This window comes from Paenarthrobacter sp. C1, from assembly GCF_049315185.1.
Lineage (GTDB): Bacteria > Actinomycetota > Actinomycetes > Actinomycetales > Micrococcaceae > Arthrobacter > Arthrobacter nicotinovorans.
In genome coordinates this window covers 4,176,458-4,203,026 of record NZ_CP186052.1, presented here as the reverse complement: position 1 = coordinate 4,203,026, position 26,569 = coordinate 4,176,458, and the positions used below count along the sequence as shown (strand labels likewise).

The following is a 26,569-nucleotide window of genomic DNA, read 5'->3' as shown; positions in this document are numbered from 1 at the left end:
CGAACGTGCCCCGGCAGGTCCTCATTTGAATAGCTTCATTGAGCCCCAGCCGTTGCCCACTTGGCGTTGCGGACCCCAGACTCCGAGTCCCAATCCGTAGTCCACCAAGTACCCGTCCACGGTCTGGGCGGTAATGCTGCGTGTACCTGGACCTGACAAGCCGAAGCCAGGCACCAAGGCCTTCATGGTTCCCCACCCCGAGCCGATGATGCTTGGCTGACCTTTGAAGCCGCCAACTCCATTGCCTGGGTAACTGAGCAGAAGTCCGGAGGATGTGGTGGCCAGGATGTCGGTGGCGCCGTCCGCGTCCCAATCGGCCATGGTCAGGCCCAGTCCCGCCCAGCCGGTTCCGATGTCCACCCGGTAAGTCAACGCCCGGCCGGAGGTGTTGGGGTAGTAGCGCAGGCCGCCGTCGGGGAAATACCCCACGACGCCCGGGTAACCCTGGTCGCTGGACCACTTGCCCACAGTGATGGTCATAGCGTCCCAGTCTCCCGTGCCCACCACGATCTGGGTCGAGAAAGCGCCGCCGGGCCATCCCTTGAACAGGCCCAGGGTGCCGTTGTTCCATTGCGCCAGAAGGTCATAGACGCCGTCCGAATCCCAATCCACCACGAACGCCTGCTTCAGCCCCGTCCAGTTGGAGCCAATCTGTACAGGAACGCCGTAGCCACCGCTCGGCAGCGCGGGGTAGCGAAGCAGCCGCCCGGCAGCGTCCGCGGCCACCAGGTCCGCGCCCGAGGTGATGCTGGCATGGACGCTGGGGTTTCCGGAGAAATACTGTTCCAAAGTGGCAAAGCCACGGCGCTTCATATCCGTTGCCAGATCCACTCCGACGTAGCGCAGGTGCCACGGTTCGTAGCTGTACCCGGTGATGTTGGTGTAGCCGTTGGGGTACCGGACGATGAAACCGTATTTGTATGCGTTCGCTGCCACCCACATGCCGGCGGCAGTGTCACCAAAGCAGGTGCTGAGCCCACAGGAACCGTTGGCATTTCCGACATCGACGGCAAGGCCGGTTTGGTGCTCACTGTAGCCCGGCCTTGCCGAGATCAGGTCCGCCTGCGCCTGGCCGTAAAGGTTCACATAGGAGGAGTACACCTGTTGTTGCTGGGCGTAAGAACGATAGCCACTCACGACAGCCAGCCCGCCGGTCCCGGCATCCGCCGCACCCTGGAAAAGCCCGTTGAGCCACGCTGCAGCTTCGGCCCGGAGATACTGTCCCGAGCCACGGGCATTCACCAGATCTGCCGGGGCATAGGTGGCAGGGTTCAGGGGGCGGGACTTGTTCACAAGGACGGACAAGTTGGCAGGATCACCCGCGGGATCGAGGCCAGGCAGCGGATTGGCGGTCGAAGGCACCTGCGCTTTTACGGCGGCGGCGTTGACGACGGCGGCGCGGTGGGCCGTGACTCCGGCCTCGGAAACGTACCGGGTCGCCTGAGCCGTGGGTGCCGCGCTGGCCGGGGCTGCCGCGGCGGCTGCGGGAGCGAGGGCGGCCGCCAGCACCAGGGCGAGGAATGCAGCGCAAGCCGCCACCCGGCGTCGGGCGTTTCTTGGTGTTCCCGGTCGGTCTTGAACCTGCATGACGCCCCCCAGTGGAATTGTCCAGCGGCTGGCACTCTACCCGGCCATGGAAGGCGTGTCAGCAGTGCGCGGGAAAAAATCGGCAGGTAACCATTCGGTCAAGGCTCGGAAGTCGTGTGTCGTCACCGCACCGGGCTGACTATTCTGAACTTGTTAGCTGCTGCGTATGGGGAACCCGGCTACGACATTTGAACCGTAGGCCGAGAGAGGTTTTCCGTGGCATTCGCAGCCAATGAAGTGGTGATCAGTCGGGACGCCATGACCGTTTACGGTTTCCTAATGGACGGGATGAACAACTCACTCTGGCGTTCAGACGTTCGAAGCATCGCGCTTCGATCAGGCGTTCGCGGCCAAAAGGGTGCGTTGTACCAGCAGACCGTCGCCGGACCTGGTGGCCGGCCCATCGCAGCCGATTTCACCATCACCGAGGCCCGCCCCGGCGCGGAAGTCCGGTACGCCGTCGTAGCGGGACCCGCCCGGCCAACCGGCGGCTACTACCTCAGCACCGAAGGCGATACCACCCGGCTGCGCTTTGCCCTTGAATACCATCCCAAGGGTCTTCGCAAGCTCATGAACGGGATGATCCAGAAGGCCCTGGAGGTTGAAGTCGGCCAGTTGGAACGGCTGAAGGCCGCGATCGAATCCAGCTCCTAGCTGGCGAACCTCAGCCCGGCCCAACCATTGCCAATCGTCACAGGGGTAGTGAGGCGTCCCGAGGTCAGGTCCCAGTACTCCACCATGCCATTGCGGTCCAGGCCCGCCACGCCCACTGAGCCCGGTCCCATGAGGCCACTCAAAGCCCGCAACCCTGTGTAGTCCGTCCACGCGCTGCCCACTACGGGGCGTGATTCCTGCTTCGGTGTACCCAGACCGCTGCCCCGGTACAGGCGCAAGGTGCCGTTCGGCTCGGTGCTGAGCAGGTCCTGGAAGCCATCGGCGTTGTAATCCACCATGGTCACCCGGACAGACGGGTTGCCGGTGCCAATCGCAGACTGGCTGCGGATGTAGGCCAAGCCCGTGTTCTTGTACAGATACAGGTTGCCGCCCTGGTCCATGGCGACGATCTGTGGAAGCCGGTTGTTGGCGCACCACGTGCCCACCGAAATGTTCAAGGTTCCCCAGCCCTGGCCCAAGACCACCGGATCCTTGAAACCGCCCGTTTGAAGGCCCGGATACACCAGGAGCGCCCCGTCCAGCCGTTGATAGAGCAGGTCGAAGACCCCATCGCGGTCCCAGTCCACCACAAACAGCTCCTTGAGGCCCACGAATCCGGCACCAATCCGCTTGCCCAGGCCAAATCTGCCGTTACCCCAGGACGGGTACGCAACGACGGAACCGTCGGCGGCGATGGACACCAGGTCGGCAGCACTGCTGATTGCCGCGGCACTCAAATCGACCGTTGGGGGTTGGTGCTTGGACCCTGGTTCGCACACCGCCACAGGGTCAGTGGGTGGTGTCACCGTTCCACCCGGGCTGGTGGTGGTTCCGGCGGGCAACGTTGTGTAGCCGAAGAAGTTGACCACGCCCCACAGCGTGTACCGGTTGGGCGTCGTCTGCCAGTTGCCGTCCGTGTAGGTGATGCCGATACCCATCACATTGAACCTGGGGTCCCGCAGCAAAGCATCGTGGCCCGGGGAGCCCTTCCACCACTCCACAAGTTGCGCCGCGTCGCGGTCCCAGCGGACTGCAATGACCTCCCCCGCTCCATTGTTCGGATTCATCGCCCGCGGGTCCGTCCAGAAATTGGGCCGGTGCTGGATCACCTCACGGGTAGCGATGTTGTTTGACCACTCCTGCGCCAGGTTGGCAACCGTGGCGTGGTACTTCACCGGAGCGAGGCCTAGCGATGCGCGGTAGCTGTTGATCGCATTGAACACCGTGAGGATCGCTGCGCTGTTGTTGTCGGGGAGGAGCGCCAAAGCGCCGTCTTGGAGATTGGGGTCGTGGCCCGGAGCCTTGCCGGGGAACGGGCTGGGGGAGTCGGTGACGGGGGTCGCGCCCGGATCGGCCGAGGGGGTTTGCGTTGGCGTTGACGATGGTGTTGGCGTTGGCGTGGCTGTTGGTGTCGGCGCGGCTGTTGGTGCCGGCGCGGCTGTTGGCGAGGGCGTGGCTGTTGGCGAGGGCCCTGCGGCCTCGGCCGTCGGCGTCGTTGCGGCGGCGCCACTGTCTGCCGTCTCTTCCGACGTCGGCTGCGTTTCGACCGGCGGGGTCGTTGTACCGGAGGCGCTCGGGCTGGGATCCGAAGGATTGTCCGGTCCCCATGACGGTCCGATTTCCGGCACGGGAGGCGGTGTTTCGAAAACCGGATCGACGGCGATCGGCCCGCCATCCGAGGCAGGATCCCGCGCGGGAGGAGGTGTCAGCGCTGCTGGCGCTGCAGGCGTTGCGGAACTGGAGGACCCATCGACGGCGGGGGTCGCCACTGCATGTGCGGGAGCCGCCGTCGGGCTTTCCTCAGGTGCCGACAACCCGGATGGGACACTGGACGATGCTGTGGTGCTTGCGCCGGGAACCGCCTCCGTTGCCGGCAGGATCTGGCTTGATGCGGCCATGCAAAGCGCCAGCGCGCCAGCCAGCACAATGGCGGCAGGCGCTGCCAGTTTGTTCACAATTACCCCGCGGATGCTCGTTGCCCCCAAGTACGGGCGCGGCTTTACCTGTCCGGGAACTATAGTCCCATGAGGCTGTCCGGACAATGCGTTCGGTATTTGGGGTATTTTTGATGACGTGCTGATCTCTGACCGCGACATACGTGCCGAAATAGACTCCCAACGGATTGTTCTTGAGCCGTACGATCCCGCGATGGTGCAGCCGTCTTCGGTGGACGTGCGTATCGACCGGTTCTTCCGGCTCTTCGACAACCACAAATACGCGCACATCGATCCCGCCGAGGAGCAGCCCGAGCTGACCAGGCTCGTGGAGGTGGAAGGTGACGAACCCTTCATCCTGCACCCTGGAGAATTCGTCCTGGGTTCCACCTACGAGACCGTCAGCCTGGCCGATGACATTGCCGCACGCCTGGAAGGCAAGTCCTCCCTCGGGCGCCTCGGCTTGCTGACGCACTCGACGGCAGGGTTCATCGATCCGGGATTCTCCGGACACGTGACGCTGGAGCTCTCCAACGTGGCCACGCTCCCCATCAAGCTCTGGCCGGGCATGAAGATTGGCCAGCTGTGCTTCTTCCGCCTCACTTCCTCGGCTGAGCACCCTTACGGCTCCGGCGAATACGGCAACCGCTACCAAGGACAGCGCGGCCCGACCGCCAGCCGCAGCCACCAGAACTTCCACCGGACGTCCATCTAGCCCCCCTGTTGCGCTGAGGGGTGAGCTTTCGGCTCTTTGGGTGGCTCCCTTTTTGCGCCGAGGGGTGAGCTTTCGGCTCTTTGTGGGGGGCGTTTTCGGTTGAGATCTTGCTCCTCGGCGGGCGCTGAGTGCGGCACTATTCCTCCACACTGTGGGTAACCGCCCAAGGGAAGACCAAGGCATCCCAAGGCGTGCAAACAATGGCTGATGAGGTTGTCTCCGCCGCTTCCGCCCCATCTCCAAGGTCGCTCGTTCACCCTGGCCGAGCAACGTGCGGCCGGCCTTCCGGATCATCGTGCCTGGAACAGCGATCTCCAGGTCGCCAGCAGGGGCATCCGTGTTCCCTGGGGCGAGGAGCAAGACCCCGCACACACCGCGCGGCTCCTGACAGCAGTGAGCGATGGCGCGATTTGCTGCCATGAAACGGCCGCGATGCTGTGGGGGTGCCCGCTGCCGTGGGATCGGCAGCAGGATTTCCTGATTCATCTGACCCGGACGGACGGCGCTTTCAGGCCGCAGCGAAAGGGGGTTCGCGGACATCGGATCGTGCTCGGCGAGTTCGATGTCGCCTTCAAGGACGGCATTCCGCTGACGAGTCCTTCCCGGACATGGCTGGATCTCGCCGCTGTGTTGCCGTTCGAAGACCTGGTGGCAGCGGCCGACCATTTCATCTGCAGCCAGACCAGAAGCTTTGGACACAATCGGCTTCCATTCTGCTCAATACAGGATCTGAGGAATCAAGTAGGCAGACATGCGGGCGCACGAGGCATCCGGAAGGCCCGGGCCGCGCTGGAACTCGCGCGCGTTGGCGCAGATTCAGCCCCGGAGACGCGTCTCCGCCTGGCCATCGGCCGCAATTTCCTGCCGGAACCGACGTTGAGTTACGTGGTTTTGGATGCGTGGGGCCGCGAGGTTGCGTGGCCGGATCTCGCCTTTCCGGAATACAAGGTTGCGGTGAATTACGACGGCGTGCATCACCTCAGCGCCGCCCAACAGGAATCCGACTTACGGAGGGAGGCGGCACTCGCTGCAAACGGATGGATCTCTGTCGTCATTACTGCCAGTCATGTCCAAGAGCACGGCTATGACGGAGTTGCCCGTCTTATTCGGGAGGCTCTCATAAAGGGTGGGTGGGCATCGAGGAGGTAGCTCTCGAGGCTTTCCCAGAGGGTTTGGGGTGGGATGTCGCGCCTCGGTGAGGGGTTTGGGGTGGGATGTCGCCCCTCGGTGGGGTCGAGGGGGTGGCGACGTTACGCCGGTGCGCGGTCCGTGGTCCGGGGTGGAGCTTTCGGGGTTCTGCGGATGGCCTTGACTACGGGTTCCACGAAGCGGGCGGCCAACGGACCTACGATGGCCATGATGAGGACGTAGGCCGTGGCCAGTGCGGCGAGTTCTCCAGGAACCGCCCCGGAGGCGACGGCCAAGCCGGCGATGACGATGGAGAACTCACCACGGGCAATAAGCGCAGCGCCCGCACGGAACCGGCCGGGCATCGCGATACCGGCCCTTTTGGCGGCCCAGATCCCCGTGAGCATCTTGGTGGCGGCAGTCAGCACCGCCAGGAGGAGGGCCCAGCCCAGCACAGGGGGAATTGAGGTGGGGTCGGTGTTGAGGCCGAACGCCACAAAGAAGATCGCAGCGAAAAGGTCGCGCAATGGTTCAAGGATGCGGGTGGCATTGTGGGCGGTAGCGCCGGATATGGCGATGCCCAACATGAACGCTCCCACGGCTGCGGATACCTGAAGGGCCGATGCGATTCCGGCCACCAACAGGGCGAGTCCCAGGACATTGAGCAGGAAGACCTCGGAGTTTTCGCTGTGGATAGCCTGCGAGACCCGATGCCCGTGCTTGAGGGCGATCACCAGCACTACCGTGACCACTGCCAGTGCAATCCCCACCGTCTGCAGTCCGCCCAGGAACCCGACGCCGGCAAGGATGGCGGTGAGAATGGGCAGGTAGATGGCCATCGCGAGGTCTTCGAAAACCAGGATGGAAAGCACCACAGGCGTTTCGCGGTTACCGATTCGGCCCAGGTCGGTAATGACCTTCGCGGCGATGCCGGAAGACGAAATGTAGGTGACACCGCCCATGACGATGGCCCCTACAAGACCCCACCCCAGCAGGACGGCAAGGCCTGCGCCCGGTAAGAAGTTGAGCACGAAGTCCATGACCCCTGCTTGCCAGGACCGGCGAAGGCCGGTCACCAGCTCTGAGGCGGTGTATTCCAAGCCGAGCATAAGCAGCAGCAGGATGACGCCCATCTCGCCTGAGAGATGCGCGAACTCGTGCATGCCATCCAGCTTGACCAAGCCCCCGGCACCGAAGGCCAGGCCACCCACGAGATAGAGGGGAATGGGGGACATGCCGATTTTGCCCGCTAACCGAGCCAGGAGGCCGAGGCAGAACACGACGGCCCCCAGTTCAATGAGGGCTAGTGCGAGCGGATCCATACCCGTCAGCCGTTGCGGAGGATGTCGGCTGCCGAGTCAAGTCCTTCCTGGGTGCCGACCGCTACGAGCAGATCACCGGTGTGAAGTACGACGTCGGGCGCCGGCGAGGGGACGACCTCACCTTCGCGCATGATCGCCACGATGGAGACGCCACTGCGTGTGCGGATTTGGGCCTTGCCCATGGCCTGGTTCACGAATGGAGAATCAGCCGTAATGGAAAACTGTCGTGTGACGATACCGGGGACCTCGCGGTGCGCCTCGGCCAGGCGCATGGCGATGTGCTGTCCGCCCAGGAGGTTCCCCAAGGTCGAGGCTTCATCCGCCGTCAACGGGATGGAGGCCTGGCACGTATCCGGGTCATCCCACGTCGAGACGAAAAGCTCGGTTTCGCCCTCGCGCAGTTCCACCACGCCAATACGGCGGCCGGAGGCCGTCACGAAGTCCTTCCGGATGCCAAGGCCCGGAAGTTCGGTCTCATCCACGTTCATAGCTCCACCCTAAACTCTGTTGAACCGGTCCGGTACGTTGTTGACGCCCAACCGGCCCTATGTAGTTAACGCTCTGGTACTACGGCTATTTCCACTTTGGCCGGTGGCTTCACGGGCAGGATCACCAGGAGACCGGCCAGGAGCACGACCATGATCCCGAGGATGCCCCAACGTTGTGCCTCCCCGGCGGCAACGAGGGGCGAGGCGATGGTGATGCACAGCGTGAACAGGGTGGGGGCGAGGAAACTGACGGCCCTTCCCGTTGTGGCGTACAGGCCGAACAATTCGCCCGATTCTCCAGCCGGGGCAAGCCTGGCAAGGTAGGCCCTGGAAGAGGACTGGGCGGGACCTACGAAAAGGCAGAGCAGAAGCCCGAAGACCCAGAACGTTGCAGAACCGGGCCACGCGTTGCCGAAGAAGACATAGTCTTCGTTGCCGAGGACCAGGATGAAGGTTCCCGCGGTCAGCAGCCCTATCAGGGACAGGATGATGACAGCCTTGGGGCCGATCCTGTCGTCCAGGAAGCCGCCGATCACAGCGCCAACAGCCGCCACTACGTTGCCAAAGATGGCGAAGAAGATGACTTCTTTGAGCTCGAAACCAAAGGTTCCCGCCGCGATGACGCCGCCAAAGGTGAACACGGCGGCCAGCCCGTCGCGGAAGATGGCGCTGGACAGAAGGAAGTAGATGGTGTGCGGACTGGTCTTGTAGATGGCCCCGATACGCCGGATCAGCAATCTGTAGGAGGCGAAGAAGCCCAAGGATGAGGTGTCCTTCTTCACGGATACCTCAGGGACGGCAAACATCACGGGCAGGGCGAAGATAAAGAACCACAGGGCTGAGAAAACGGCGACCAACCGTATGTTGAGCGAGTCCTGGGTGGAGGCTCCGAACCAGTCGAAGGAAGGCTGGACAAAGAGCTGCAGGACCAGCAGAAGCGCCACGATTCCGCCGAGGTAACCCATGCCCCAGCCGAAGCCGCTGACCTTGCCAATGTTCCGGGGTGTTGAGATCTGGGCCAACATGGCGTTGTAGTTCACGCCGGCAAACTCGAAGAACACATTGCCCAGGGCGATCAGGCAGACACCCAGGAGCAGGAATTCCGGCCGCGGGAAGACGAAGAAGCACAGTCCCGTGAGCAGCGCCGTCGCGGCAGTGTTGACTCCAAGCCAGAGTTTCCGCCTGCCCCCGGCGTCGGAACGCTGCCCGGTGACCGGTGCCAGTAACGCGATGGCCAGGCCGGCAATGGCCAGCGCGGCACCCAAAGCGGCAGATGCGGCGTCTTCTCCGCCGAACGCATTGGACGTGAGGTAAACCGTGAAAACAAACGTCGTCATGACCGCGTTAAAGGCAGCCGAACCCCAGTCCCAGGAAGCCCACGCCAGGATTTGCCCCTTTTTTGAGGCGACGGGACCCGTGGCGAGCTCGGATGTCGGGTGGGAGGCTTCGGGAACTGCGGCCGCGTTCATAGTGTGAATGCTATAGGTGCAGGGAACGCTGCGCGCGGATGACAGACCGCGTTGTGAACAACCCCGGGTGAACAGCGGGCGGAGCGGGAAAGTGGCCAAAAACTGTCCTGGCCCCTTGATAAACTAGGTAAACCGAACCCAACGTATGACCGCCTGCTCCAACTTTTGACAATTCGTTCCTGACTTTGCGGAGAAAACAGTGATCACAGTTCTCGCCATCACCTTTGCAGCGGCAACTGTGGCGCCCTTGATCTTCCGCTCACTTGGACGAAATGCGTTCTACGTGCTGGCCGCCGTCCCCGCAGCCGCTTTCGTCTGGTTGGTCCTCCAGTACGGCCCCGTATATTCCGGTGGCGGCATAGAGGAAATCCTGCCGTGGATTCCGAGTCTGCAGCTTGAGCTCGCCTTCCGCATGGATCCCTTGGCGTGGGTCATGTCCCTGCTGATTCTGGGTGTCGGTTCGCTGGTGCTGGTTTACTGTGCCCGGTATTTCAAGAACAAGGATCCTGGACTGGGCGGTTTTGGTGCCCAGCTCCTGGCCTTTGCCGGAGCCATGTTTGGCCTTGTGACCTCCGATGACCTGCTGATGCTGTTCATCTTCTGGGAACTCACCACCATCCTGTCCTACCTGCTCATCGGCTACGCCCGCACCCGTTTGGCAGCCCGCCGGTCAGCCCTTCAAGCGCTGATGGTCACCACCGCTGGTGGCCTGGCGATGCTCGTAGGCCTGATCATCGTGGGCCAGGCCGCAGGCACCTACCGCATTTCCGCCATTCTGGACCAAGCCGGGACGCTCATAAGCGGACCCATGCAGGGCGCCGTGACCACCGCCGTCGTACTGATCCTGGTGGGTGCCATCACCAAATCCGCACTGGTCCCGTTCCACTTCTGGCTCCCCGGCGCGATGGCGGCTCCGACGCCGGTCAGCGCCTACCTGCATGCGGCGGCCATGGTGAAGGCCGGTATCTACATCGTCGCGAGGCTCGCTCCGGGTTTTGCTGCCTCGGAATTCTGGCTGCCGGTGGTGCTGGGACTTGGTTTGGCTACCATGCTTGTTGGCGGCTACCGCGCGCTGCGGCAGACCGACATCAAACTCATCCTTGCTTACGGCACCGTCAGCCAGCTCGGTTTCCTGACCATGGTGGTGGGGCTGGGCCGGCCCGACGCCGCGCTGGCCGGTTTGGGGCTGCTGCTGGCCCACGGCCTGTTCAAAGCTGCGTTGTTCCTGGTGGTGGGCATCATCGACCACCAATCCGGAACGCGCGACATCCGCAAGCTCTCCGGCGTCTTCCGCTCGTCCCGCGCCCTGGGCGTGGTTGCAGCGATTGCCGCCGCATCCATGGCCGGTGTTCCTCCGCTGGCAGGTTTCGTCGCGAAAGAGTCGGTCTTCGAAGCGTTCGTTCACTACGGAACCGGCCACGACGCCCCTGCCTGGGGGATCTGGATCCTGGTGGGCCTTGTCATCGGCTCGATCCTCACCTTCGCCTACAGCGCCCGGTTCATGTGGGGAGCCTTCGCCGTCAAGCCCGGCGTGGAGCCCACCCCGTTCAAACCGATCAAGCCCGCCTTCCTCGCCGCCCCCGCCATCCTGAGCCTGCTCACCATCGTGTACGGGCTGTGGCCCGCGCCGGTGGACACCTGGGTCCAGCCTTACGCCGCGCTGTTCGCCGGCGGACCGGACGCCGTCGACGCCGGACACCTGGCTTTGTGGCACGGGTTGACGCCTGCTTTGGGCCTGACCGCGGTCACTTTCGTGCTGGGTGCGGCCATGTTCTACGGACGGAACCTCGTTGCCCGCGCCCAGGGCCTGGTGCCCGACTGGGTGGATGGCGATCGCGCGTACCAAAACACCATTGGTGCCTTGGACGATGTGGCCGTCTGGGTCACGGGCCGCACGCAACGTGGTTCGCTGTACTTCTACCTGGCGGTAATCCTGACTGTCGCCTTCGCGGTTCCCTTGACTGCCATGCTCATGGCCAACAAACCGCTGCCTGACGGCATCTACTTCATCGACCCCAACTCACCCCTGCAGCTGGTGGCAGGAGCCGGAATCGTAGTGGGGGCGCTGGCCGCAGTTCGGGCCAACAAGCGCTTCCTCGCCGTGCTCATGGTGTCGGTCACCGGTTACGGCATCGCCCTCATGTTTGCCCTTCAGGGTGCCCCCGATCTGGCTTTGACGCAGATGCTGGTGGAGACCATCGTGCTGGTGGCCTTCGTGCTCGCGATGCGGAGCCTTCCTGCGGAATTGCGTGACAGGACAGGCGGCCGGCTCAGGGTGATCCGCGTGATCATCGGTGCGGCTTTCGGCATCACCATGATCTTCGTTGCCATCTACGCGATGGGGGCCCGCGTTGCTACTCCGGTTTCCCTGGACTTCCCGCGCCTGGCCTACGAAGGCGGCGGCGGGCTGAACGTGGTCAACGTGACCCTCGTGGACATCCGCGCCTGGGATACCTTCGGCGAAATCTCGGTCTTGGCGATCGCCGCCACGGGTGTGGCGAGCTTGATCTTTGTCCGGAGCCGCGGTGACCGCATCAAGACCTCCGAGGCCGTACCGGAAGGCAGCGTGGGGCGCCGTACCGGCGTCGAACGTGATTCCCGGGCCGGCGCCACGCTCACCGTCGCCAAGAAGTTCACGGATGTTACCCGCGACGCCTGGCTCGTGGCGGGCCGTACCCTGGCCCCCGAGCGGCGTTCGATCATTTTCGAAGTCGTCACCAGGCTCATCTTCCACTCGATGATTGTCTTCTCGATCTACCTCCTCCTCGCAGGACACAACCTGCCGGGCGGCGGGTTCGCCGGCGGCCTGACCGCCGGGCTCGCACTGACCATCCGCTACCTGGCCGGCGGACGGTTCGAGTTGAGCGAAGCTGCGACAGTCAGCGCCGGAACACTTTTGGGAACGGGACTTGCGACGGCGGCAGCGTCCGGTTTTGTCCCGTTGTTCCTGGGCGGACAGGTCTTCCAGAGCGCGATCATCGAGTTCTGGCTGCCCGTCTTCGGAGACGTCAAGTTCGTCACGTCCACCATTTTCGATATCGGCGTGTACATCGTGGTGGTGGGATTGGCGTTGGACGTCCTCCGCAGCCTTGGTGCCGAGATCGACGAACATTTTGAAGGCAAGGGCGCGCCCCTCACCGAGGAAGAGGCAGCCGAGCAGGCCGGGGTGTCGCAGGAAGCCGGGCTGGCCCAGGAAGCTGCCCAATCCGTCGCGTCCGGGAAAGGTACGGCATGAGCATCAACCTGACCCTGCTGATCGTCATGGGCGTCTTGTACGCCTGCGGAATCTACCTGATCCTGGAACGCAGCCTCACCCGCGTGCTGCTCGGGCTGATGCTGTTGGCCAACGCCACCAACATCCTGATCCTGAGCACCGGAGGGTATGCCGGCCTGGCGCCCTTCTTCACCAAGGAAACCAATCCGGATTCCTACAGTGATCCGCTTCCGCAGGCACTGATCCTGACCTCGATTGTCATTTCGTTCGCGGTCACGGCATTCATGCTCGGCATCATCTACCGCACCTGGGTCCTGGCCCGCCAGGACGAAATCCAGGACGACCTTGAAGACGTCCGCGTGGCAAAGACCCCCAGCTTCGACGCCGAGGACGACGCAATCGTGCCCTTGGAAACCTCGGAGTTCGCGGTCACCCCGTCCAGCACCTCGGACAGGAACCACCCGGAAGCCACAGAAACCCCCAACACTTCATCAACGCAGGAAGGAGGCAGCGCGTGAACCTCGCAAACCTGTCGCCGCTGGCTGTCCTCCTCCCCATCCTGGGCGCCGCGCTGGCGTTCCTCCTGATCCGGCACCAGAGCGCCCAACGGTTGGTCAGCATCGGCATCCTCAGCACCACGTTGCTGCTGGAATGCCTCCTGCTCTTCTCTGTCTGGTCCGGGGGCACAACCTCCGTCACCCTGGGCGGTTGGCTGCCGCCATGGGGTGTGGTCCTGGTGGTGGACCAGTTCTCCTCGCTCATGCTGGTGGTGTCCACAGTGGTGAGCCTGGCGGTTCTGGTCTACGCCACCGGCCAGGGCATGGCCGACGGCGACCACGAAGCTCCCGTGTCGATCTTCCACCCCACGTACCTGATCCTGGTGGCGGGAGTCTCCAACGCCTTCCTTACCGGGGACCTTTTCAACCTCTACGTCGGCTTCGAGATCCTGCTGACAGCAAGCTACGTGCTCATGACCCTCGGCGGGACGGGTCCGCGTATCCGTGCCGGCGTCACGTATGTGGTGGTCTCCGTAGTGTCATCTGTCCTGTTCCTTATCGCCATCGCCATGATTTACGGGGCCACCGGCACCATCACCATGGCGGATCTGGCCATCAAGCTGGCAGAGCTGGACCAAGGTACGCAGAACCTGCTGCATGTGATGCTCCTGGTCGCCTTTGGGATCAAGGCCGCCGTGTTCCCCCTGTCCTTCTGGCTTCCTGACTCCTATCCCACGGCACCGGCCCCGGTCACTGCGGTGTTCGCCGGGTTGCTGACCAAAGTGGGCGTCTACGCCATGGTGCGGACGGAGACCCTTTTGTTCCCCGGGGATACCCTCAACGTTCCCCTGATGGTGGTGGCGCTACTAACCATGGTTGTCGGTATTCTGGGTGCCCTTGCCCAGAGCGACATCAAACGTCTGCTGTCCTTCACGCTGGTCAGCCACATCGGGTACATGGTGTTCGGGCTGGCCATGAGCTCCGTAGCGGGCCTGGGTGCGGCAGTGTTCTACGTTGCCCACCACATCACCGTGCAGACCAGCTTGTTCCTGGTCACCGGACTCATAGAACGCCGGGGTGGCAGCTCCTCCATTGACCGCTTGGGCGGCCTGGCCAAGCTGTCGCCGTTGCTGGCGTTGCTGTTCTTCGTACCGGCCATGAACCTGGCGGGCATTCCTCCGTTCTCAGGCTTCCTTGGGAAGCTGGGTCTTCTGCAGGCCGGCGTGGAGCTCGGAACCCCACTGGCGATCGTGCTGGTAGTGGGCGGCGTGGTCACCAGCCTGCTGACGTTGCTGGCAATAGCCCGTGTGTGGAACAGGGCGTTCTGGCGCAAACCCGAGGATGCCGAATATCCGGATCCCGTGTTGATGACCCCCGGCAACGTCGGAGTGCTGCCGCGGACCATGGTGGGTTCCACTGCGGCACTGGTGGTGTTCGGGGTGGCGCTGACGGTGTTCGCCGGTCCGCTCTTCCAGGTCGCGGACGGTTCCGCGGAGATCATGCTGGACCGCTCGGCCTACATCCACTCGGTACTGGGTGACTCTGTCGAGGTGCCCCCGCTGGCGCAGAATGGCGGTACGAAATGAGCCGCAAGCCGATCTCGTTCCGCACGGAACTGCCGCTGCTCATCTGGCTGGTCATCGTATGGGGTGCGCTGTGGCGTGACTTCAGTCCGGGCAACCTGCTTTTTGGCGCGTTGATCGCCGTGCTGGTGGCCAAAGTCTTCTACCTCCCGCCTGTGGAGCTCAGCGGCAGGTTCAATGTCCTGCGTGCTGTTCCGTTCGCCCTGATGTTCGTCGCGAAAGTGGTGGCAGCGAGCTTCCTGGTGCTGTACCTGGCGGTGGTCAAGGGACCCAAGGTGCGCAGCGCCGTCGTCGCTGTTCCGTTGCGAAGCCACTCGGACCTCATGGTGACGGCTACAGGGCATGTCATCTCGCTGATCCCCGGCTCGCTGGTGGTGGAGGTGGACCGCTCCACCTCCACGCTCTATTTGCACGCGCTGAACATCTACGAAGAAGCGGACATCGACAAGATCCGCCGGGAGACGCAGAACATTGAGGCAGGGCTGATCCGCATCATGGGAACGCGGGAAGAAGTCGAGGCCCTGAAGGCAGAAGCCCGGCCCGGCATGGAAGGGGCAACGCTGTGAAGGAATTTGTTCTGGTGGCCACGGCGGTGATCCTCAGCCTCGCCGCTGCAGGTGCGATCGTGCGCATCGCGATTGGCCCATCTTTGCTTGACCGCGTCCTTGCTTCCGATGTCCTGCTGGCCATCCTTGGTGCTGCCCTCGCCATCGACATGGCCGTGAACCAACACCTCAACAACCTGATGCTGCTGGTGGCCCTCGCGGTGATCGGTTTCATCGGCTCCGTGACGGTTGCCCGGTTCGTGGCCGAGCGAAGGGAGCAAAGCAATGAGTCCTGACGCCACCGGAGTGGACTTGGTCATCGACATGGTGACCGCAGTGTTCCTCATAGTGGGCGCGCTGATGTCCCTGGGTGCCGCGATCGGCTTGCTGAGGTTCCCGGACCTCATGAGCCGCATGCACGCAGCCACCAAGCCGCAGGTGTTGGGCTTGTTCCTGATGCTCGCAGCGATCGGCCTGCAGATGCGTACTTGGTGGGTGTGGCCCGTCCTGCTGGTGGCGTGGATTTTCCAACTTCTCACCGCGCCGGTGTCCGCCCACATGGTGGGGCGCTCCGCGTACCGGACCAAACACGGGCACCGCGAGAAGCTCACCAAGGACGAACTCGAAGCCGTGGTCCAAAGGGCCGCCGCCGGCCAGGAGCCCTCCGAACCTTAAAGCAACGCGGAACCTTAAAGCAACGCGGGGTCACTTATGGCCCATTACCCCCATGGGGATGGGCCATAAGTGACCCCGCGTTGCTTGTTGGGTGATGCTTAGACGATGTCCTGCGACTTCGCGAAGCGGGCAATCGCCCGCTGGGTGCCGCGGCTGGCAAGGACCTGGATCAGCGTGCTCACGAAAGCGGAAATCAGCGCGAAGGTCAGAGCCGAGCGGAGGCTCGTCTCCATGTCATCGTTGCCTGTGGGCGGCTTGTTGCCCGTGGCCTTTTCCCAGCCTTTGTTGACGAGTTTGGTACCGACAAAGCCTGCACCGAGGCTTACCCCGGCGCCCAGCAGCTTGAAAAAGAGGTTCATGCCACCAGCCTAGCTGCACGGCACGGCTACCCGCGGTTTTCCCGCTCCTTGAGAAACGCTGCCAAGGACCCGACCGGAGCCAGAACCGGGACGACCGGGTGCTCGGCGGACCACACTGCCCCTACGGAATCGAGGACAGCGATTTCCTTCAGCAGATAGTAGGTGGGTGGCATCAGGTTCAACTGCCCTGCGGCTTCCGCTTCCAGGATTCCGGACACCGGCATCCACAGCGACTGCCAAGCCTCCGTGGTTTGATGCCGGGGCTGCGCTTCCGGTGCCGGCTTGGCCACATAGAAGTAGGTGTCGAAGCGCTTGGGCATGTCTATGGGCGTGATCCAGTTGGCCCAGGGGCGCAGGTCTCCGGGCTCGATGCCCAGCCCGGCTTCTTCCTGGACTTCGCGGATTGCTGCCGTGAGCACCATTCCCGCGTTCCTCTCCGCCAACGCTGTGTCCGCGGAAATCGAACTCTGCGCCCAGGACAACGCGTGGCTGCGCAGCAGTTCCCCGGGGTAGTCCCAGCCGGACTGATCCACAGCGTCCACCCGGCCGCCCGGAAAGACCACCATTCCTGCCGCGAAGTCCATGGTGCTGACTCTGTGCTGGACAAATGTCTCAAGCCCCGAGGGGGCGTCGCGGAGCAGAATCACGCTGGCAGCGAGGCGTGGCTCGGCCACGGGTGCGTGGGAGCCTGGAAGATCCGTCATCAGGCCATTCTTGCAGGTGCGTTGTGGGGCCTGCTGTGCGTGTTTAGGTGCGGGGATGGGGTGCAGAGTGGGCCTCGCAACGCACCCTCGTTTGTTGTGGGGCCTGGTGTGCGTGTTTAGGCGCGGGGATAGGGCGCAGAGTGGGCCTCGCAACGCACCCTCGTTTGTTGTGGGGCCTGGTGTGCGTGTTTAGGCGCGGGGATGGGGTGCAGAGTGGGCCTCGCAACAGGATTGTGACCGCGGCCCAGAGCCGGCCGTACGCGGAGGTGTAAACTGAACCCGCCCATCAGGGCAGATTTGATAACGACAGGGGAGCGCCGCCGTCGGACCTTGCAGCGATGCAGGAGACGCGAGGGCGCTGAGAGTGCGGACAGCCGCAGACCCTCGAACCTGATCCGGTTAGTACCGGCGCAAGGGAGTCGAGCTTCTCAGAGTGTCCGGAGCCGGACGGCGCAAGCCAGGCGGATTCCGGGGAGCACTTTCCCCTCCTGTAACCTCAGGAGGCAGAAAAATGACCACGGTAAACGTGAAGAAGACCAGTTATAGCTGGCGTGTTGTAGACATCGTGGTGGCGGCCCTCATCGCCATCGCCGGCGGCGTGATCTTCTGGGCCTGGTCCCAGGGCGCGGCACTGGTATCCATCCCCATGAATGCGGCGTACCCGCCCCTTACCGGCCTGATCGCCGGTGGCTGGATGATCCCCGCAGTCCTGGGCATGCTCATTATCCGAAAGCCGGGTGCGGCTCTTTTCTGCGAGGCCGTCGCAGCCACGGGTGAGCTCATCATGGGTTCGCAGTACGGCACCACGGTGCTCATCTCCGGCATCCTCCAAGGCCTTGGCGCCGAGCTCATCTTCGCCGCGTTCCGCTACAAGAAGTTCAACCTGCCCACGGCACTCCTTGCGGGCGCAGGCGCGGGCCTCTTCTGCGGTCTGAACGACTCCTTCCTGCCCTGGGGCTGGAATATCGCCTACGAGGCCATCGACAAACTGACGTACATCACCTTCACCACCATCTCCGGTGCAGTGATCGCCGGCGGCCTGTCCTGGATCGCCACCCGCGGTCTGGCCACGACGGGTGTCCTGAGTTCCTTCGCGTCGCGGAAGGCCGCTTCGGAGCCAGTCTTCAACTGATGTCTGCCACACACAGCGGCACGGTCCGGCCTGCCGCCATCTCCGCCGAGGGGTGGGGATGGCGGCATGCCGGCCGGGCCCAGCCTGCCATCCAGGGCCTTGACCTCCGCATTGAACCGGGGGAACGCGTCCTGTTGCTGGGCCCTTCGGGGGCCGGCAAGTCCACGCTCCTGCACGCCCTCGCCGGGGTGCTGGGTGACGAGGAAGACGACTCTGATGAGACCGGTTCGCTGCTGATCGACGGAGTCACTTCCCGCGAGCAGCGTGGCCGCGCCGGGCTGATGCAGCAGGATCCCGAAACGCAGGTGGTTCTCTCCCGGGTGGGCGACGACGTTGCCTTCGGCGCGGAGAACCTTGCCGTGCCGCGCGAGGAGATCTGGTCCCGGGTGCATGAAGCGCTCGACGACGTCGGCTTGCGTACCGCATCAGGCGGCGGTTTGGCATTGGACCACCCGACGGCGGCACTTTCCGGGGGACAGAAGCAGCGCCTCGCGCTGGCCGGCATTTTGGCGATGCGGCCAGGCTTGATCCTGCTGGACGAACCCACGGCCAACCTCGATCCTGCAGGGGTCCTCGAGGTCCGTGACGCCGTGGCCCGCTGCCTGGACAAGACCGGCGCCACGCTGGTGGTGGTGGAGCACAGGGTGTCCGTGTGGAAGGACCTGGTGGACAGGATCGTGGTCCTGCAGCCCGGTACCGCAGGCCCGCAATCAGGCACCCCGGGAGTCCTCCTGGATGGTCCGCCGGAGCAGGTCCTCACCCAGGCGCGCTCCATGCTGATGACGGCGGGCGTATGGGTTCCCGGCTACGTTCCCGCCACAAGGGCGCGTGCCCGGACGTCCGGGACAAACGAACTCCTCCTCGCAGCGCAGGACCTGGCCGTGTCCCGGGAAAAGCCCAGGCGGAAGCGCTTCCGAACCATCCCTCCGGTTCCGGTGCAGAGGGACATCACCGCCCAGGTCCGTGCTGGCCAGGCGTTGACCATTACCGGGCCCAATGGTGCCGGTAAGTCCACTTTTGCGCTGACGTTGGCCGGCCTTCTGGCGCCGGTGGACGGCATGGTGAGCGCCGGCGTCGGGCTTTCGGAGGGAGCGGGCATCGACCCGTACAAATGGAAGGCCGATCAGCTCATCTCCAGGATCGGCACGGTCTTCCAGGAGCCGGAGCACCAGTTCGTCACGGGCAAGGTCCTGGATGAGCTCATGTTCGGCCCCAGGCACCTGGGCCACGGCGGGGAACGCGTGGACGAATTGGTGGAGCGGCTGAGGCTCTCACATCTGGTGGATGCCAATCCCTATACACTGTCCGGCGGTGAGAAACGCAGGCTTTCAGTGGCTACGGTGTTGGCGGCGCACCCGAAGGTACTCGTCCTCGATGAGCCCACCTTCGGACAGGACGCCAACACCTGGGCCGAGCTGGCCTCGTTCCTCTCGGAGTTGCTGGACGCCGGTACCGCCGTGGTTTCCGTGACCCACGACCAGGAATTCAGTGCCGTACTGGGCGGGACGGAACTGCGGCTCGGGCCGGTGTCCCAAGGTGAGACGGCGCCTCAGGAAGCGGGTGCGGCATGAGGGACACATTGAACCTGCGCGGCAACCACGCGCTCCTGACCAGGGCAAACCCGTTGGCGAAGTTCGTGGCCGTCTTCCTTATCTCCCTGGTGCTGGCCCTGTCCATCGACTGGGTTTCCGCGTCCACGGCTCTCATCGCGGAATTGGCACTCTTCCCCTTGGCCGGCCTCACACTCCGCCTTCTCTGGCAGCGCGCCTGGCCGCTGATCATTGCGGCGGCGATCGGCGGCTGGAGTACCGCGATTGTCGCCGCCGACAGCGGCGCAGTACTGCTCGACGTCGGACTCTGGTCCATCAGCGAAGGTTCCCTTGAGCTGGGGCTCGGCTTCATGCTGCGCGGTTTGGCGATCGCCCTCCCCGCGATCCTGCTGATGTCCTGCACCGACCCGACGGACCTGGCGGATGCACTTGCGCAGAAGGCAAAGCTGCCGCACCGATTTGTCCTCGGTTCCCTTGCCGCCATGCGGCTGGTGGGCCTCATGGCGGAGGAGTGGCAGACCATCGGCATGGCCCGGCGCGCCCGCGGTGTCGGCTCGCAGGGAAGCCCGATCCAGCGCCTCAAGGCCACGCTCGGACAGAGTTTCGGGCTACTGGTCCAAGCCGTCCGGCGGGCTTCGCGGTTGGCCGTGACCATGGAAGCCCGCGGTTTCGGCGGGGGACAACGGACGTGGGCGCGTGAGTCCACGTACTCGCTGATGGACGTCTGGGTGGTACTTGGCGGCGTGGCCATAGCCGGAGGCGCCGTCCTCACGGCTTTGGGCGCCGGAACGTGGAGCTTCGTGTGGCGTTAGCGGGCCGGTAGCTCCTGGATTTCGTCGAAATCTGCGCGGGTGAGGAAGCCGAGCTGGGCCTCCTTCTCCTCGAGCTGGATGATCGGGCCGAGTTCGAAGCACGTCGCTTCAAGCCGGCGCAGGGCTTTGGCGTTGCGTGAGTCTGGCTCCACGATGATCCGGTCCTTGCCCGGGAGCGAGAACATGTACCTGATAAGGGAGGTGCCGAGCCTGGGGGTGAAGTGCGGAATGGGGCGCGTTGCCGGTGCCAGCAGCAGATGCATCCCGATGTCCGCCTCGCGGGCGGGGTAGGCCTCGCCCACGGGATCGTGCAGTGGTTCGTATGTCTGGAACAGGGCCAGCGGCTCGCCGTCGAGGAGGGCCAGGAAAGCGTGGTGCGTGTCCAGTGAGTCAAGGAACCCGTAGATTTCCAGCACTTCCTCTTGGGACTTCTCCGTCATGCCCCAGAACCTGGCGCGGGGTTGCTTGACCCATTCGAAGATGAGCCCGATGTCTTCGCCAGGGATCAAGGGGACAAGGCGCAATTCACCCCAGCCTTCGAGGTTCTCGGAGTAGACGGTGGTGCGGACGGAGAAGTCCTGGGTGGCGGTGCTCATGTGTTCCTTCGGTAGGCGGGTGTCTGGTGTCAGTTCGGGTCTTTGGCCAGGGCGGACCAGTCCGTGGTTACAGGGACCATCCGGCCTTCGCTCCAGAGCGGGAGCTGGTCCGCGAAGTGGCTGTGGCCGGGCGACCCGGCGGCGCCGAAAGGCACAATCCACCGGCTGTTCTCCCGGCAGTCCAGGTCCCAGACGTAACGGGCCACAGGTCCGCGGAAGCTTCGGTCGTCCACTCCAGGGAGGCTTTCGGTGCTCAGCACGCAGCCGGTGTCTCCACTGAGGGCGGCCGTGGGCGCCGCAGCGGCAAGGGTTTCGGGGAGCACATGGATTGCCAGCAGCGTGTGCCGGTCACCCCAGGACCCGCCGTCCAGCAATGCTTCTTCCAATGCCGTGGCTTCCAACGCCGCCGCTGCCTCCACGGAGACGGCGATGCCACGTTCGGAGCCGCGGGCCAGCAGGGTCTCCAGTGCGAAGCCGATGCGCGATGCCACGGACAACCACGGGCCAAACAAGGGGGAATAGCCGCTCGGGGTGTTCAGGGGAGCAAGAGCGGCGTGCCGTCCGAGGCGCTGGACCAATGCACCGCGCCAGGCAGCGAAAACGGCCGCGGGATGGCTGCCGGCGTCCATCCGGCCATCCCACGCCAACAACTGTGATCGTAGTTTCCTGGCCTCGTCGGACAGCCCGGTTGTCTCCAGTGCAGCCAGGATCTTCCGGAAGAACGGCCACGGACCGAGCAACGTGTCGGTATGGATTCCCTGCATGTAGTCGCCGGACAGCGTCCCTGCCGGCGCGGACTCCAGCAATTGTTGGATGCGCAGCGCCCGGTATGAGGGGGCGAATTCCATAGCCACGGCGTCCCCACCACCGGCTGCCCGGTCGTTCGCGCTGACGGCAAACTGCCGCACCTCGGTGCGGGGCAGCGCAACATAAGGTCCTTCCCAGGCATGGCGTGGTGACAAGGCCGGTGTGGGCAGCCGACGGTTCGCCGGGTTGCGCTGCGGAACCAGTCCGGCGACGAAATGCCTCACGGCCCCGGATGAATCCGCCGCCACCACACTGTTGACGGGCTCCACCCAGGCATCGAATGCAGCTTCAACGTCAGCGACGCTCCGGCTCCTCAACAGCGGCAGGAGGGCCTCAAAACCCAGCCGCCCCTCAACCCGCGCGGGAAAACGCAGGCTCAGCGCACCGCCGTCGGGCATTTCCGAAATGACGGGGCCGCGGGCAGTCTCGATCACCTCAACGGTCACCGCGTCGCCACCGCGGACGCTTATGGTCTCGGTACTGACGACGGCGGGTTCCCAACCTTCCGCTCCGTGCGCCTCGATGCGTTCGCCATTGCTGTCGGTGATCCGGCGGAGTTCCTCCACGTAGAGGTCCTGGTAGTCGGCCATGGCATTCGTGACGGCCCAGGCGGTGTGGCCTGTGTGGGCGAAGTGGGGCAGGCCCGGAACTCCGGGGAATGCGAAGCCCACGACGTCGAATTCGGGGCAGGCCAGCCGCACCTGCTGGTACACGCCGGGCAGTTCCATAAGGCGGTGCGGGTCTCCGGCGATCAAGGGCAGGCCGCTCGCAGTCGTGGAACCGTGGGCGGCCCAGGCGTTGCTGCCGGACCAGACTGGAGCTTCGATGCTGAACAGGTCCACTGCATCTTCCCCGAGCGTCCGCGCGACGTGGGCGCGGAACAACTTGTTGGGAAAGGTGGAGAAGAGGATGTGGTGCACCAGGAAGACTCCCAGCGGTGTCCACGGAAGCCAAGGCTCAGGGGCGCAGCGGGCTTCGTCGAACTCGGGACCGCCACGAAGGCCGTCGGCGAGGGCCTGGTTGATGCCGGCAACGTACTGTCCGCACCAGCGTTGCGTTTCGTGGGGGAGTTTGTCGAAGCAGCGGCGCGCGGTGTCATTGAGCCGGGCCTGCCGGGCGAACCGGTCCCAGACCACGGCGTCGGGCCCCAGCACTTCGGCGACTCGGCCTTCTGAACGCCAGCGCTCCAGTTCGATCTGCCAGGACCGGTCCGTCGCGGCGTTCCGGCCTTGGAGGAAGGCGAGTTCGTCCGCGGAGTCAGCCCACAGGTGCGGGATTCCCCAGGTGTCGCGGTAGGTTCCGGTGCCGCCTGCCGGGGCGGATTGTTGCGTCGGGGCAGGCGTCATGATGTCAGGCCGCTTTCGAGCTTAGGTTAGGCTTACTTAAGTTCAAGATAAATGGCTTTGGCCCCGGGCACAAATCGTGGGCCATTCGTGAAGGAGTGCTGCTTGAAGCGCAATTGGGAAGGTGTCGTCTTGAAAGTCATGGGCGCCAAGGATTTCACCCTGCAGGTCACCGCCCGGGAAGAAATCACCCCCGACTTCCTTCGCGTGCACGTGCGCGACGGCGGGCTCCTCAAGGCCAGCGGCCTGCACCCGACCATGTGGATCCGCCTCTGGTTCAAGGACTCCGGCAAGGCCCACCAGCGCGCCTACACCCTGGTCAATGCGGATCCGGAGGCTGGCACGTTCAGCATGGACTTCGCCATGCACCGCGGGGTGGCAGCTGATTGGGCCCGCACCGTCCAGGCCGGCGACACCATCGACGCCACAGTCCAAGGCAGCTCCTTCGCGTTCCCGCAGCCCGCGCCGCGCCGCATCTGGGTGGTCGGCGATCCTGCCTCACTTCCGGCCATCAACTCGCTCCTGGACGCGCGGGGACCGCACGGCACGCCTGTCACCGCCTGGCTCGAATACCAGCACGACGCCGACACCACGCTTGCCGTACGGACGTCCGGCGACGACGTCGTCACCTGGATTCCGCGCAAACGCGACGGCGCCTCACTGGTTGAGGAAGTCTGCGCGGGGCTGGCGCCACAGGCCGTGTCAGCGACGGATGACTTCTTCTGGGTCGCATGCGAGGCATCCAGCACCCGTGCCATCGTGAAGCACCTGAAGAAGGAACTCGGGGTGGATAAGCATCGGATTGACGCTTTGGGGTACTGGCGGGCATAGGGAACTGAACCCACCGCCGCAGTGAGCGGCCCCGATGAGGCGAGTGCCGCCGTCGGGCTATATATCGCACAATACGGGTAGGGTGTGACGTTTGCCGCCAAAACGGTGTTTTGCTAGCTACTTCTAACTCACTTGTGATATTTCTTGGTTATGACGCAACCGACCGCAGAACACGTAGGCCTCCTGCTCCGCAACGCCCGCGGCGAAAAGGGCTGGACGCAGGGGCAGCTGGCTACTGAGCTGGGAACCAGCCAGAGCGCCATTGCCCGGATGGAACAGGGCAAGCAGAACCTGAGCCTCCGAATGATTGAACGCCTCGAAGCGATCTTCGGCCGTTCCATCGTCAAGGTGGGCAAACCCCAAATGACCCACCTGCGGGTGGAAGGCGGCCGTACGCTCTCCGGAGAGGTGGACGTCAACAGCAGCAAGAACGCCGGTGTGGCCCTGCTGTGCGCGAGCCTGATCAACCGCGGCACCACCACGCTGCGCCGCCTGGCACGTATCGAAGAGGTCAACAGGATCGTCGAAGTGCTGACGTCCATCGGCGTGGAATGCACCTGGCTTAACGGAAGCGATCTGCGCATCCGCAGGCCCGAGGTCCTTGACCTCGAATCAATGGATGTGGACGCCGCCCGCCGGACCCGCAGCGTGATCATGCTGCTGGGACCGCTCCTTGACGAGACCAGTGAATACCTTCTTCCCTACGCCGGCGGATGCGATCTCGGAACCCGCACCGTTGAGCCCCACATGCAGGCGCTGCGCCAGTTCGGCCTCGAGGTTGAGGCGAAGTCCGGTTTCTACTCCGTCACGGCGCCCGCCGCCGACGGACACCACCGTTCGTTCGTGCTGACCGAACGCGGCGACACCGTCACGGAGAACGCCATCATGGCAGCCGCGCACCGCGAAGGCACCACGGTCATCCGCAACGCCAGCCCCAACTACATGGTCCAGGACCTCTGCTTCTATCTGCAGGGCCTTGGCGTGGATATCCAGGGTGTGGGCACCACCACGTTGAAGATCACCGGGCGGCCGGCCATCGACGTGGACATTGAATACTTCCCGTCCGAAGATCCCATCGAAGCCATGAGCCTGATCACTGCCGGAATCGTGACCAACTCGGAAGTCACCATCCGCCGGGTTCCCATCGAGTTCATGGAGATCGAACTAGCTACGCTGGAGCAGATGGGCCAGAAGCTCGAGATCTCCGGCGAATACATGGCCCGCAACGGCCGCACTCGCCTGGTGGACGTGACAACCAAGCCCTCGGAGCTGCATGCGCCGCAGGACAAGATCCACCCCATGCCGTTCCCGGGCCTGAACATCGACAACCTGCCCTTCTTCGCCGTGATTGCCGGCAACGCCGAAGGACAGACCATGATCCATGACTGGGTCTACGAAAACCGGGCCATCTACCTGACAGAACTCAACAAACTCGGCGCCCAGGTTCAGCTCCTGGACCCGCACCGGATCTACGTCAACGGACCAACGAAGTGGCGTGCGGCAGAAGTTGGTTGCCCTCCGGCCCTGCGCCCCGCCGCCTGCCTTCTCCTGGCGATGCTTGCGGCCAGGGGTACTTCCGAGCTGCGCAACATCTACGTGATTGAGCGAGGTTACGAGGACCTGGCCGAGCGGCTGAACACCATCGGCGCGAAGGTGGAGTACTTCCAGGACTGATGCTGACGTATTTTTGCTGGATCATCGGAGCTCGCAGCAACGGAAAAGCCCGGAACTTCGGGCCTTCCGGCTGCTGCTTCGGGCGATGATCCAGCAAATACTCTGTCATCGCCCATCCCGCGGCCTTCCGAGCCCAAGGCACGCCCGGATCTGGCCCAAGACCAGCTCCGGCGAGTTCCAGATTTGCTCGGGGGAGAAGCTCAGGACGCGGTAACCCATTGCCTGCGCCGCGTTCAACCTGCCCATGTCCTTTCTCCAGGCCTCCCGTGAACTGTGGAACTGATAGCCATTGACCTCCACAATCAGCCAGCCGTCAATCAGGGTGTCCACCCGGCCCACTCCTGGGATTTGGACCTGCCGTTCAAAGGAGAGTCCCGCCGCCTCAAAAAGCAGGCGGGCACTGATCTCCGGGACGGATTCAGACAAACCGTCGGCCTGGCGCAGTCGTTTCCTCGCATTCCCGAAGTAGTTGGCCCGCAGCTCGCCCTCCAGGACGTCACGGGGAACTCCACGGTTTTTCATAGCGGACTGGGCCACGGCAATGGCGTCAACGTCCGGCAGGCACGTGAGAGCGTGAATGACAGTGTCTTCCACCGAGGCAACTGGAACGTAGGACTCCGAGCCCAGCCTGAGACCTCCGTGCCGGATAAACCCCCGGCCTCTGTTGTGCTTGGTTGCCAGATGCAGTCTTCCCGGTTTGTCTTTAAGCCAGAGGCCATAGCGGACAGCTGCGCTTGCGCATGTCAGAAGTCCGTTGTTTACGAGGGCAGAGACAAACTCCGTATCTGCGGAGGGCAGAGCCCATATGCCGTGCCGCGGTTGATAGGCCCCCTCGAGCTTCCTTAGGTCCGCCGGGGTGTGCCCGTGGGCCTTAAGCAGCCCTACCTTGGCTACTCCACCTACTGACGACAAGAATTCGAATGCGTTCATGCCTTCAGTCAGCCACGGAC

At 64.0% G+C, this 26,569-nt stretch carries 24 protein-coding genes and 1 riboswitch; of the genes, 14 read left to right on the top strand and 10 right to left on the bottom strand.

The window, feature by feature from the left end; translation table 11 throughout:
- Positions 1–21: 21 nt before the first annotated feature.
- A complete protein-coding gene (locus ACNAOU_RS19645; protein WP_422757555.1) occupies positions 22–1,587 on the bottom strand; it encodes a M15 family metallopeptidase in 1,566 nt (521 codons plus the stop codon).
- A gap of 216 nt (positions 1,588–1,803) precedes the next feature.
- Here ACNAOU_RS19645 and ACNAOU_RS19640 point away from each other — a divergent pair, with 216 nt between their 5' ends.
- Positions 1,804–2,241, top strand: a complete 438-nt coding sequence (locus ACNAOU_RS19640; protein ID WP_018778172.1) for an SRPBCC family protein — start codon at positions 1,804–1,806, stop codon at positions 2,239–2,241.
- Here the strand turns inward: ACNAOU_RS19640 and ACNAOU_RS19635 are convergent.
- A complete protein-coding gene (locus ACNAOU_RS19635; RefSeq protein ID WP_422757554.1) occupies positions 2,238–4,196 on the bottom strand; it encodes a CAP domain-containing protein in 1,959 nt (652 codons plus the stop codon). The two genes, ACNAOU_RS19640 and ACNAOU_RS19635, sit on opposite strands and share 4 nt — an antisense overlap.
- Before the next feature lie 118 nt (positions 4,197–4,314).
- Here ACNAOU_RS19635 and dcd point away from each other — a divergent pair, with 118 nt between their 5' ends.
- Together dcd and ACNAOU_RS19625 are read left to right on the top strand one after the other, a co-directional pair.
- Positions 4,315–4,890 carry a dCTP deaminase gene (gene dcd, locus ACNAOU_RS19630; RefSeq protein WP_011776299.1) on the top strand — a complete coding sequence of 192 codons (576 nt, stop codon included), beginning with the start codon at positions 4,315–4,317 and terminating at the stop codon, positions 4,888–4,890.
- A gap of 393 nt (positions 4,891–5,283) precedes the next feature.
- Complete coding sequence (locus ACNAOU_RS19625; protein ID WP_422757553.1) at positions 5,284–6,039, top strand: endonuclease domain-containing protein; 756 nt, start codon at positions 5,284–5,286, stop codon at positions 6,037–6,039.
- Positions 6,040–6,140: 101 nt separating this feature from the next.
- Here ACNAOU_RS19625 and ACNAOU_RS19620 read toward each other — a convergent pair whose 3' ends face one another.
- From ACNAOU_RS19620 to ACNAOU_RS19610, 3 genes are all read right to left on the bottom strand, one after another.
- Positions 6,141–7,340: a cation:proton antiporter gene (locus ACNAOU_RS19620; RefSeq protein ID WP_039243100.1), complete on the bottom strand. Its 1,200-nt coding sequence runs from the start codon at positions 7,338–7,340 to the stop codon at positions 6,141–6,143.
- Between the two features lie 5 nt (positions 7,341–7,345).
- Complete coding sequence (locus tag ACNAOU_RS19615; RefSeq protein ID WP_018778177.1) at positions 7,346–7,828, bottom strand: cation:proton antiporter regulatory subunit; 483 nt, start codon at positions 7,826–7,828, stop codon at positions 7,346–7,348.
- A gap of 65 nt (positions 7,829–7,893) precedes the next feature.
- Entirely contained in the window at positions 7,894–9,297 is a 1,404-nt protein-coding gene (locus tag ACNAOU_RS19610; RefSeq protein WP_018778178.1) for an MFS transporter, read from the bottom strand.
- Between the two features lie 199 nt (positions 9,298–9,496).
- Here ACNAOU_RS19610 and ACNAOU_RS19605 point away from each other — a divergent pair, with 199 nt between their 5' ends.
- The 6 genes from ACNAOU_RS19605 to mnhG are packed head-to-tail and all read left to right on the top strand — an operon-like array spanning position 9,497 to position 15,811.
- The gene (locus ACNAOU_RS19605; protein ID WP_422757552.1) at positions 9,497–12,532 is read left to right on the top strand and encodes a Na+/H+ antiporter subunit A; all 3,036 of its coding nucleotides are present in this window, start codon (positions 9,497–9,499) and stop codon (positions 12,530–12,532) included.
- A complete protein-coding gene (locus ACNAOU_RS19600; protein WP_018778180.1) occupies positions 12,529–13,029 on the top strand; it encodes a Na(+)/H(+) antiporter subunit C in 501 nt (166 codons plus the stop codon). The genes ACNAOU_RS19605 and ACNAOU_RS19600 overlap by 4 nt, the downstream gene beginning before the upstream one ends.
- Complete coding sequence (locus ACNAOU_RS19595; RefSeq protein ID WP_039243098.1) at positions 13,026–14,594, top strand: Na+/H+ antiporter subunit D; 1,569 nt, start codon at positions 13,026–13,028, stop codon at positions 14,592–14,594. The genes ACNAOU_RS19600 and ACNAOU_RS19595 overlap by 4 nt, the downstream gene beginning before the upstream one ends.
- The gene (locus ACNAOU_RS19590) at positions 14,591–15,157 is read left to right on the top strand and encodes a Na+/H+ antiporter subunit E (RefSeq protein WP_422757551.1); all 567 of its coding nucleotides are present in this window, start codon (positions 14,591–14,593) and stop codon (positions 15,155–15,157) included. Before ACNAOU_RS19595 ends, ACNAOU_RS19590 begins: the two co-directional genes overlap by 4 nt.
- Positions 15,154–15,432 (top strand): monovalent cation/H+ antiporter complex subunit F, encoded by a 279-nt coding sequence (locus ACNAOU_RS19585; RefSeq protein WP_018778183.1) that lies wholly within the window; start codon positions 15,154–15,156, stop codon positions 15,430–15,432. The genes ACNAOU_RS19590 and ACNAOU_RS19585 overlap by 4 nt, the downstream gene beginning before the upstream one ends.
- The gene (gene mnhG / locus ACNAOU_RS19580) at positions 15,422–15,811 is read left to right on the top strand and encodes a monovalent cation/H(+) antiporter subunit G (protein WP_018778184.1); all 390 of its coding nucleotides are present in this window, start codon (positions 15,422–15,424) and stop codon (positions 15,809–15,811) included. The genes ACNAOU_RS19585 and mnhG overlap by 11 nt, the downstream gene beginning before the upstream one ends.
- Positions 15,812–15,909: 98 nt before the next feature.
- On the opposite strand, the gene ACNAOU_RS19575 is transcribed toward mnhG, so the two are convergent.
- Both ACNAOU_RS19575 and ACNAOU_RS19570 read right to left on the bottom strand, forming a co-directional pair.
- Positions 15,910–16,170: a DUF4235 domain-containing protein gene (locus ACNAOU_RS19575; RefSeq protein WP_018778185.1), complete on the bottom strand. Its 261-nt coding sequence runs from the start codon at positions 16,168–16,170 to the stop codon at positions 15,910–15,912.
- A gap of 26 nt (positions 16,171–16,196) precedes the next feature.
- Positions 16,197–16,874 carry an NUDIX hydrolase gene (locus ACNAOU_RS19570; protein WP_422757550.1) on the bottom strand — a complete coding sequence of 226 codons (678 nt, stop codon included), beginning with the start codon at positions 16,872–16,874 and terminating at the stop codon, positions 16,197–16,199.
- A 298-nt stretch (positions 16,875–17,172) separates the two neighbouring features.
- Positions 17,173–17,309, top strand: a riboswitch (TPP riboswitch).
- A gap of 76 nt (positions 17,310–17,385) precedes the next feature.
- Between ACNAOU_RS19570 and ACNAOU_RS19565 the strand changes: the two genes are divergently transcribed.
- From ACNAOU_RS19565 to ACNAOU_RS19555, 3 genes are read left to right on the top strand one after another with little or no spacing between them, the layout of a single operon-like run.
- Positions 17,386–18,006: an ECF transporter S component gene (locus ACNAOU_RS19565; RefSeq protein WP_018778187.1), complete on the top strand. Its 621-nt coding sequence runs from the start codon at positions 17,386–17,388 to the stop codon at positions 18,004–18,006.
- Positions 18,006–19,577, top strand: a complete 1,572-nt coding sequence (locus ACNAOU_RS19560) for an ABC transporter ATP-binding protein (protein WP_422757549.1) — start codon at positions 18,006–18,008, stop codon at positions 19,575–19,577. The genes ACNAOU_RS19565 and ACNAOU_RS19560 overlap by 1 nt, the downstream gene beginning before the upstream one ends.
- Positions 19,574–20,368, top strand: a complete 795-nt coding sequence (locus ACNAOU_RS19555; RefSeq protein WP_422757548.1) for an energy-coupling factor transporter transmembrane component T family protein — start codon at positions 19,574–19,576, stop codon at positions 20,366–20,368. The genes ACNAOU_RS19560 and ACNAOU_RS19555 overlap by 4 nt, the downstream gene beginning before the upstream one ends.
- Here ACNAOU_RS19555 and ACNAOU_RS19550 read toward each other — a convergent pair.
- Positions 20,365–20,964 (bottom strand): GNAT family N-acetyltransferase, encoded by a 600-nt coding sequence (locus ACNAOU_RS19550; RefSeq protein WP_039243093.1) that lies wholly within the window; start codon positions 20,962–20,964, stop codon positions 20,365–20,367. The genes ACNAOU_RS19555 and ACNAOU_RS19550 overlap by 4 nt on opposite strands.
- Positions 20,965–20,993: 29 nt before the next feature.
- Positions 20,994–23,117 carry a penicillin acylase family protein gene (locus tag ACNAOU_RS19545; protein ID WP_422757547.1) on the bottom strand — a complete coding sequence of 708 codons (2,124 nt, stop codon included), beginning with the start codon at positions 23,115–23,117 and terminating at the stop codon, positions 20,994–20,996.
- A gap of 102 nt (positions 23,118–23,219) precedes the next feature.
- Between ACNAOU_RS19545 and ACNAOU_RS19540 the strand changes: the two genes are divergently transcribed.
- Both ACNAOU_RS19540 and ACNAOU_RS19535 read left to right on the top strand, forming a co-directional pair.
- On the top strand, positions 23,220–23,945 hold the full coding sequence (locus tag ACNAOU_RS19540) for a siderophore-interacting protein (RefSeq protein ID WP_422757546.1): 726 nt from the start codon (positions 23,220–23,222) through the stop codon (positions 23,943–23,945).
- Between the two features lie 150 nt (positions 23,946–24,095).
- Positions 24,096–25,619, top strand: coding sequence for a UDP-N-acetylglucosamine 1-carboxyvinyltransferase (locus ACNAOU_RS19535; protein WP_018778193.1), 1,524 nt, complete (start codon positions 24,096–24,098; stop codon positions 25,617–25,619).
- Between the two features lie 105 nt (positions 25,620–25,724).
- Here ACNAOU_RS19535 and ACNAOU_RS19530 read toward each other — a convergent pair whose 3' ends face one another.
- The gene (locus ACNAOU_RS19530) at positions 25,725–26,213 is read right to left on the bottom strand and encodes an endonuclease domain-containing protein (RefSeq protein WP_422757545.1); all 489 of its coding nucleotides are present in this window, start codon (positions 26,211–26,213) and stop codon (positions 25,725–25,727) included.
- Positions 26,214–26,569 lie beyond the last annotated feature (356 nt).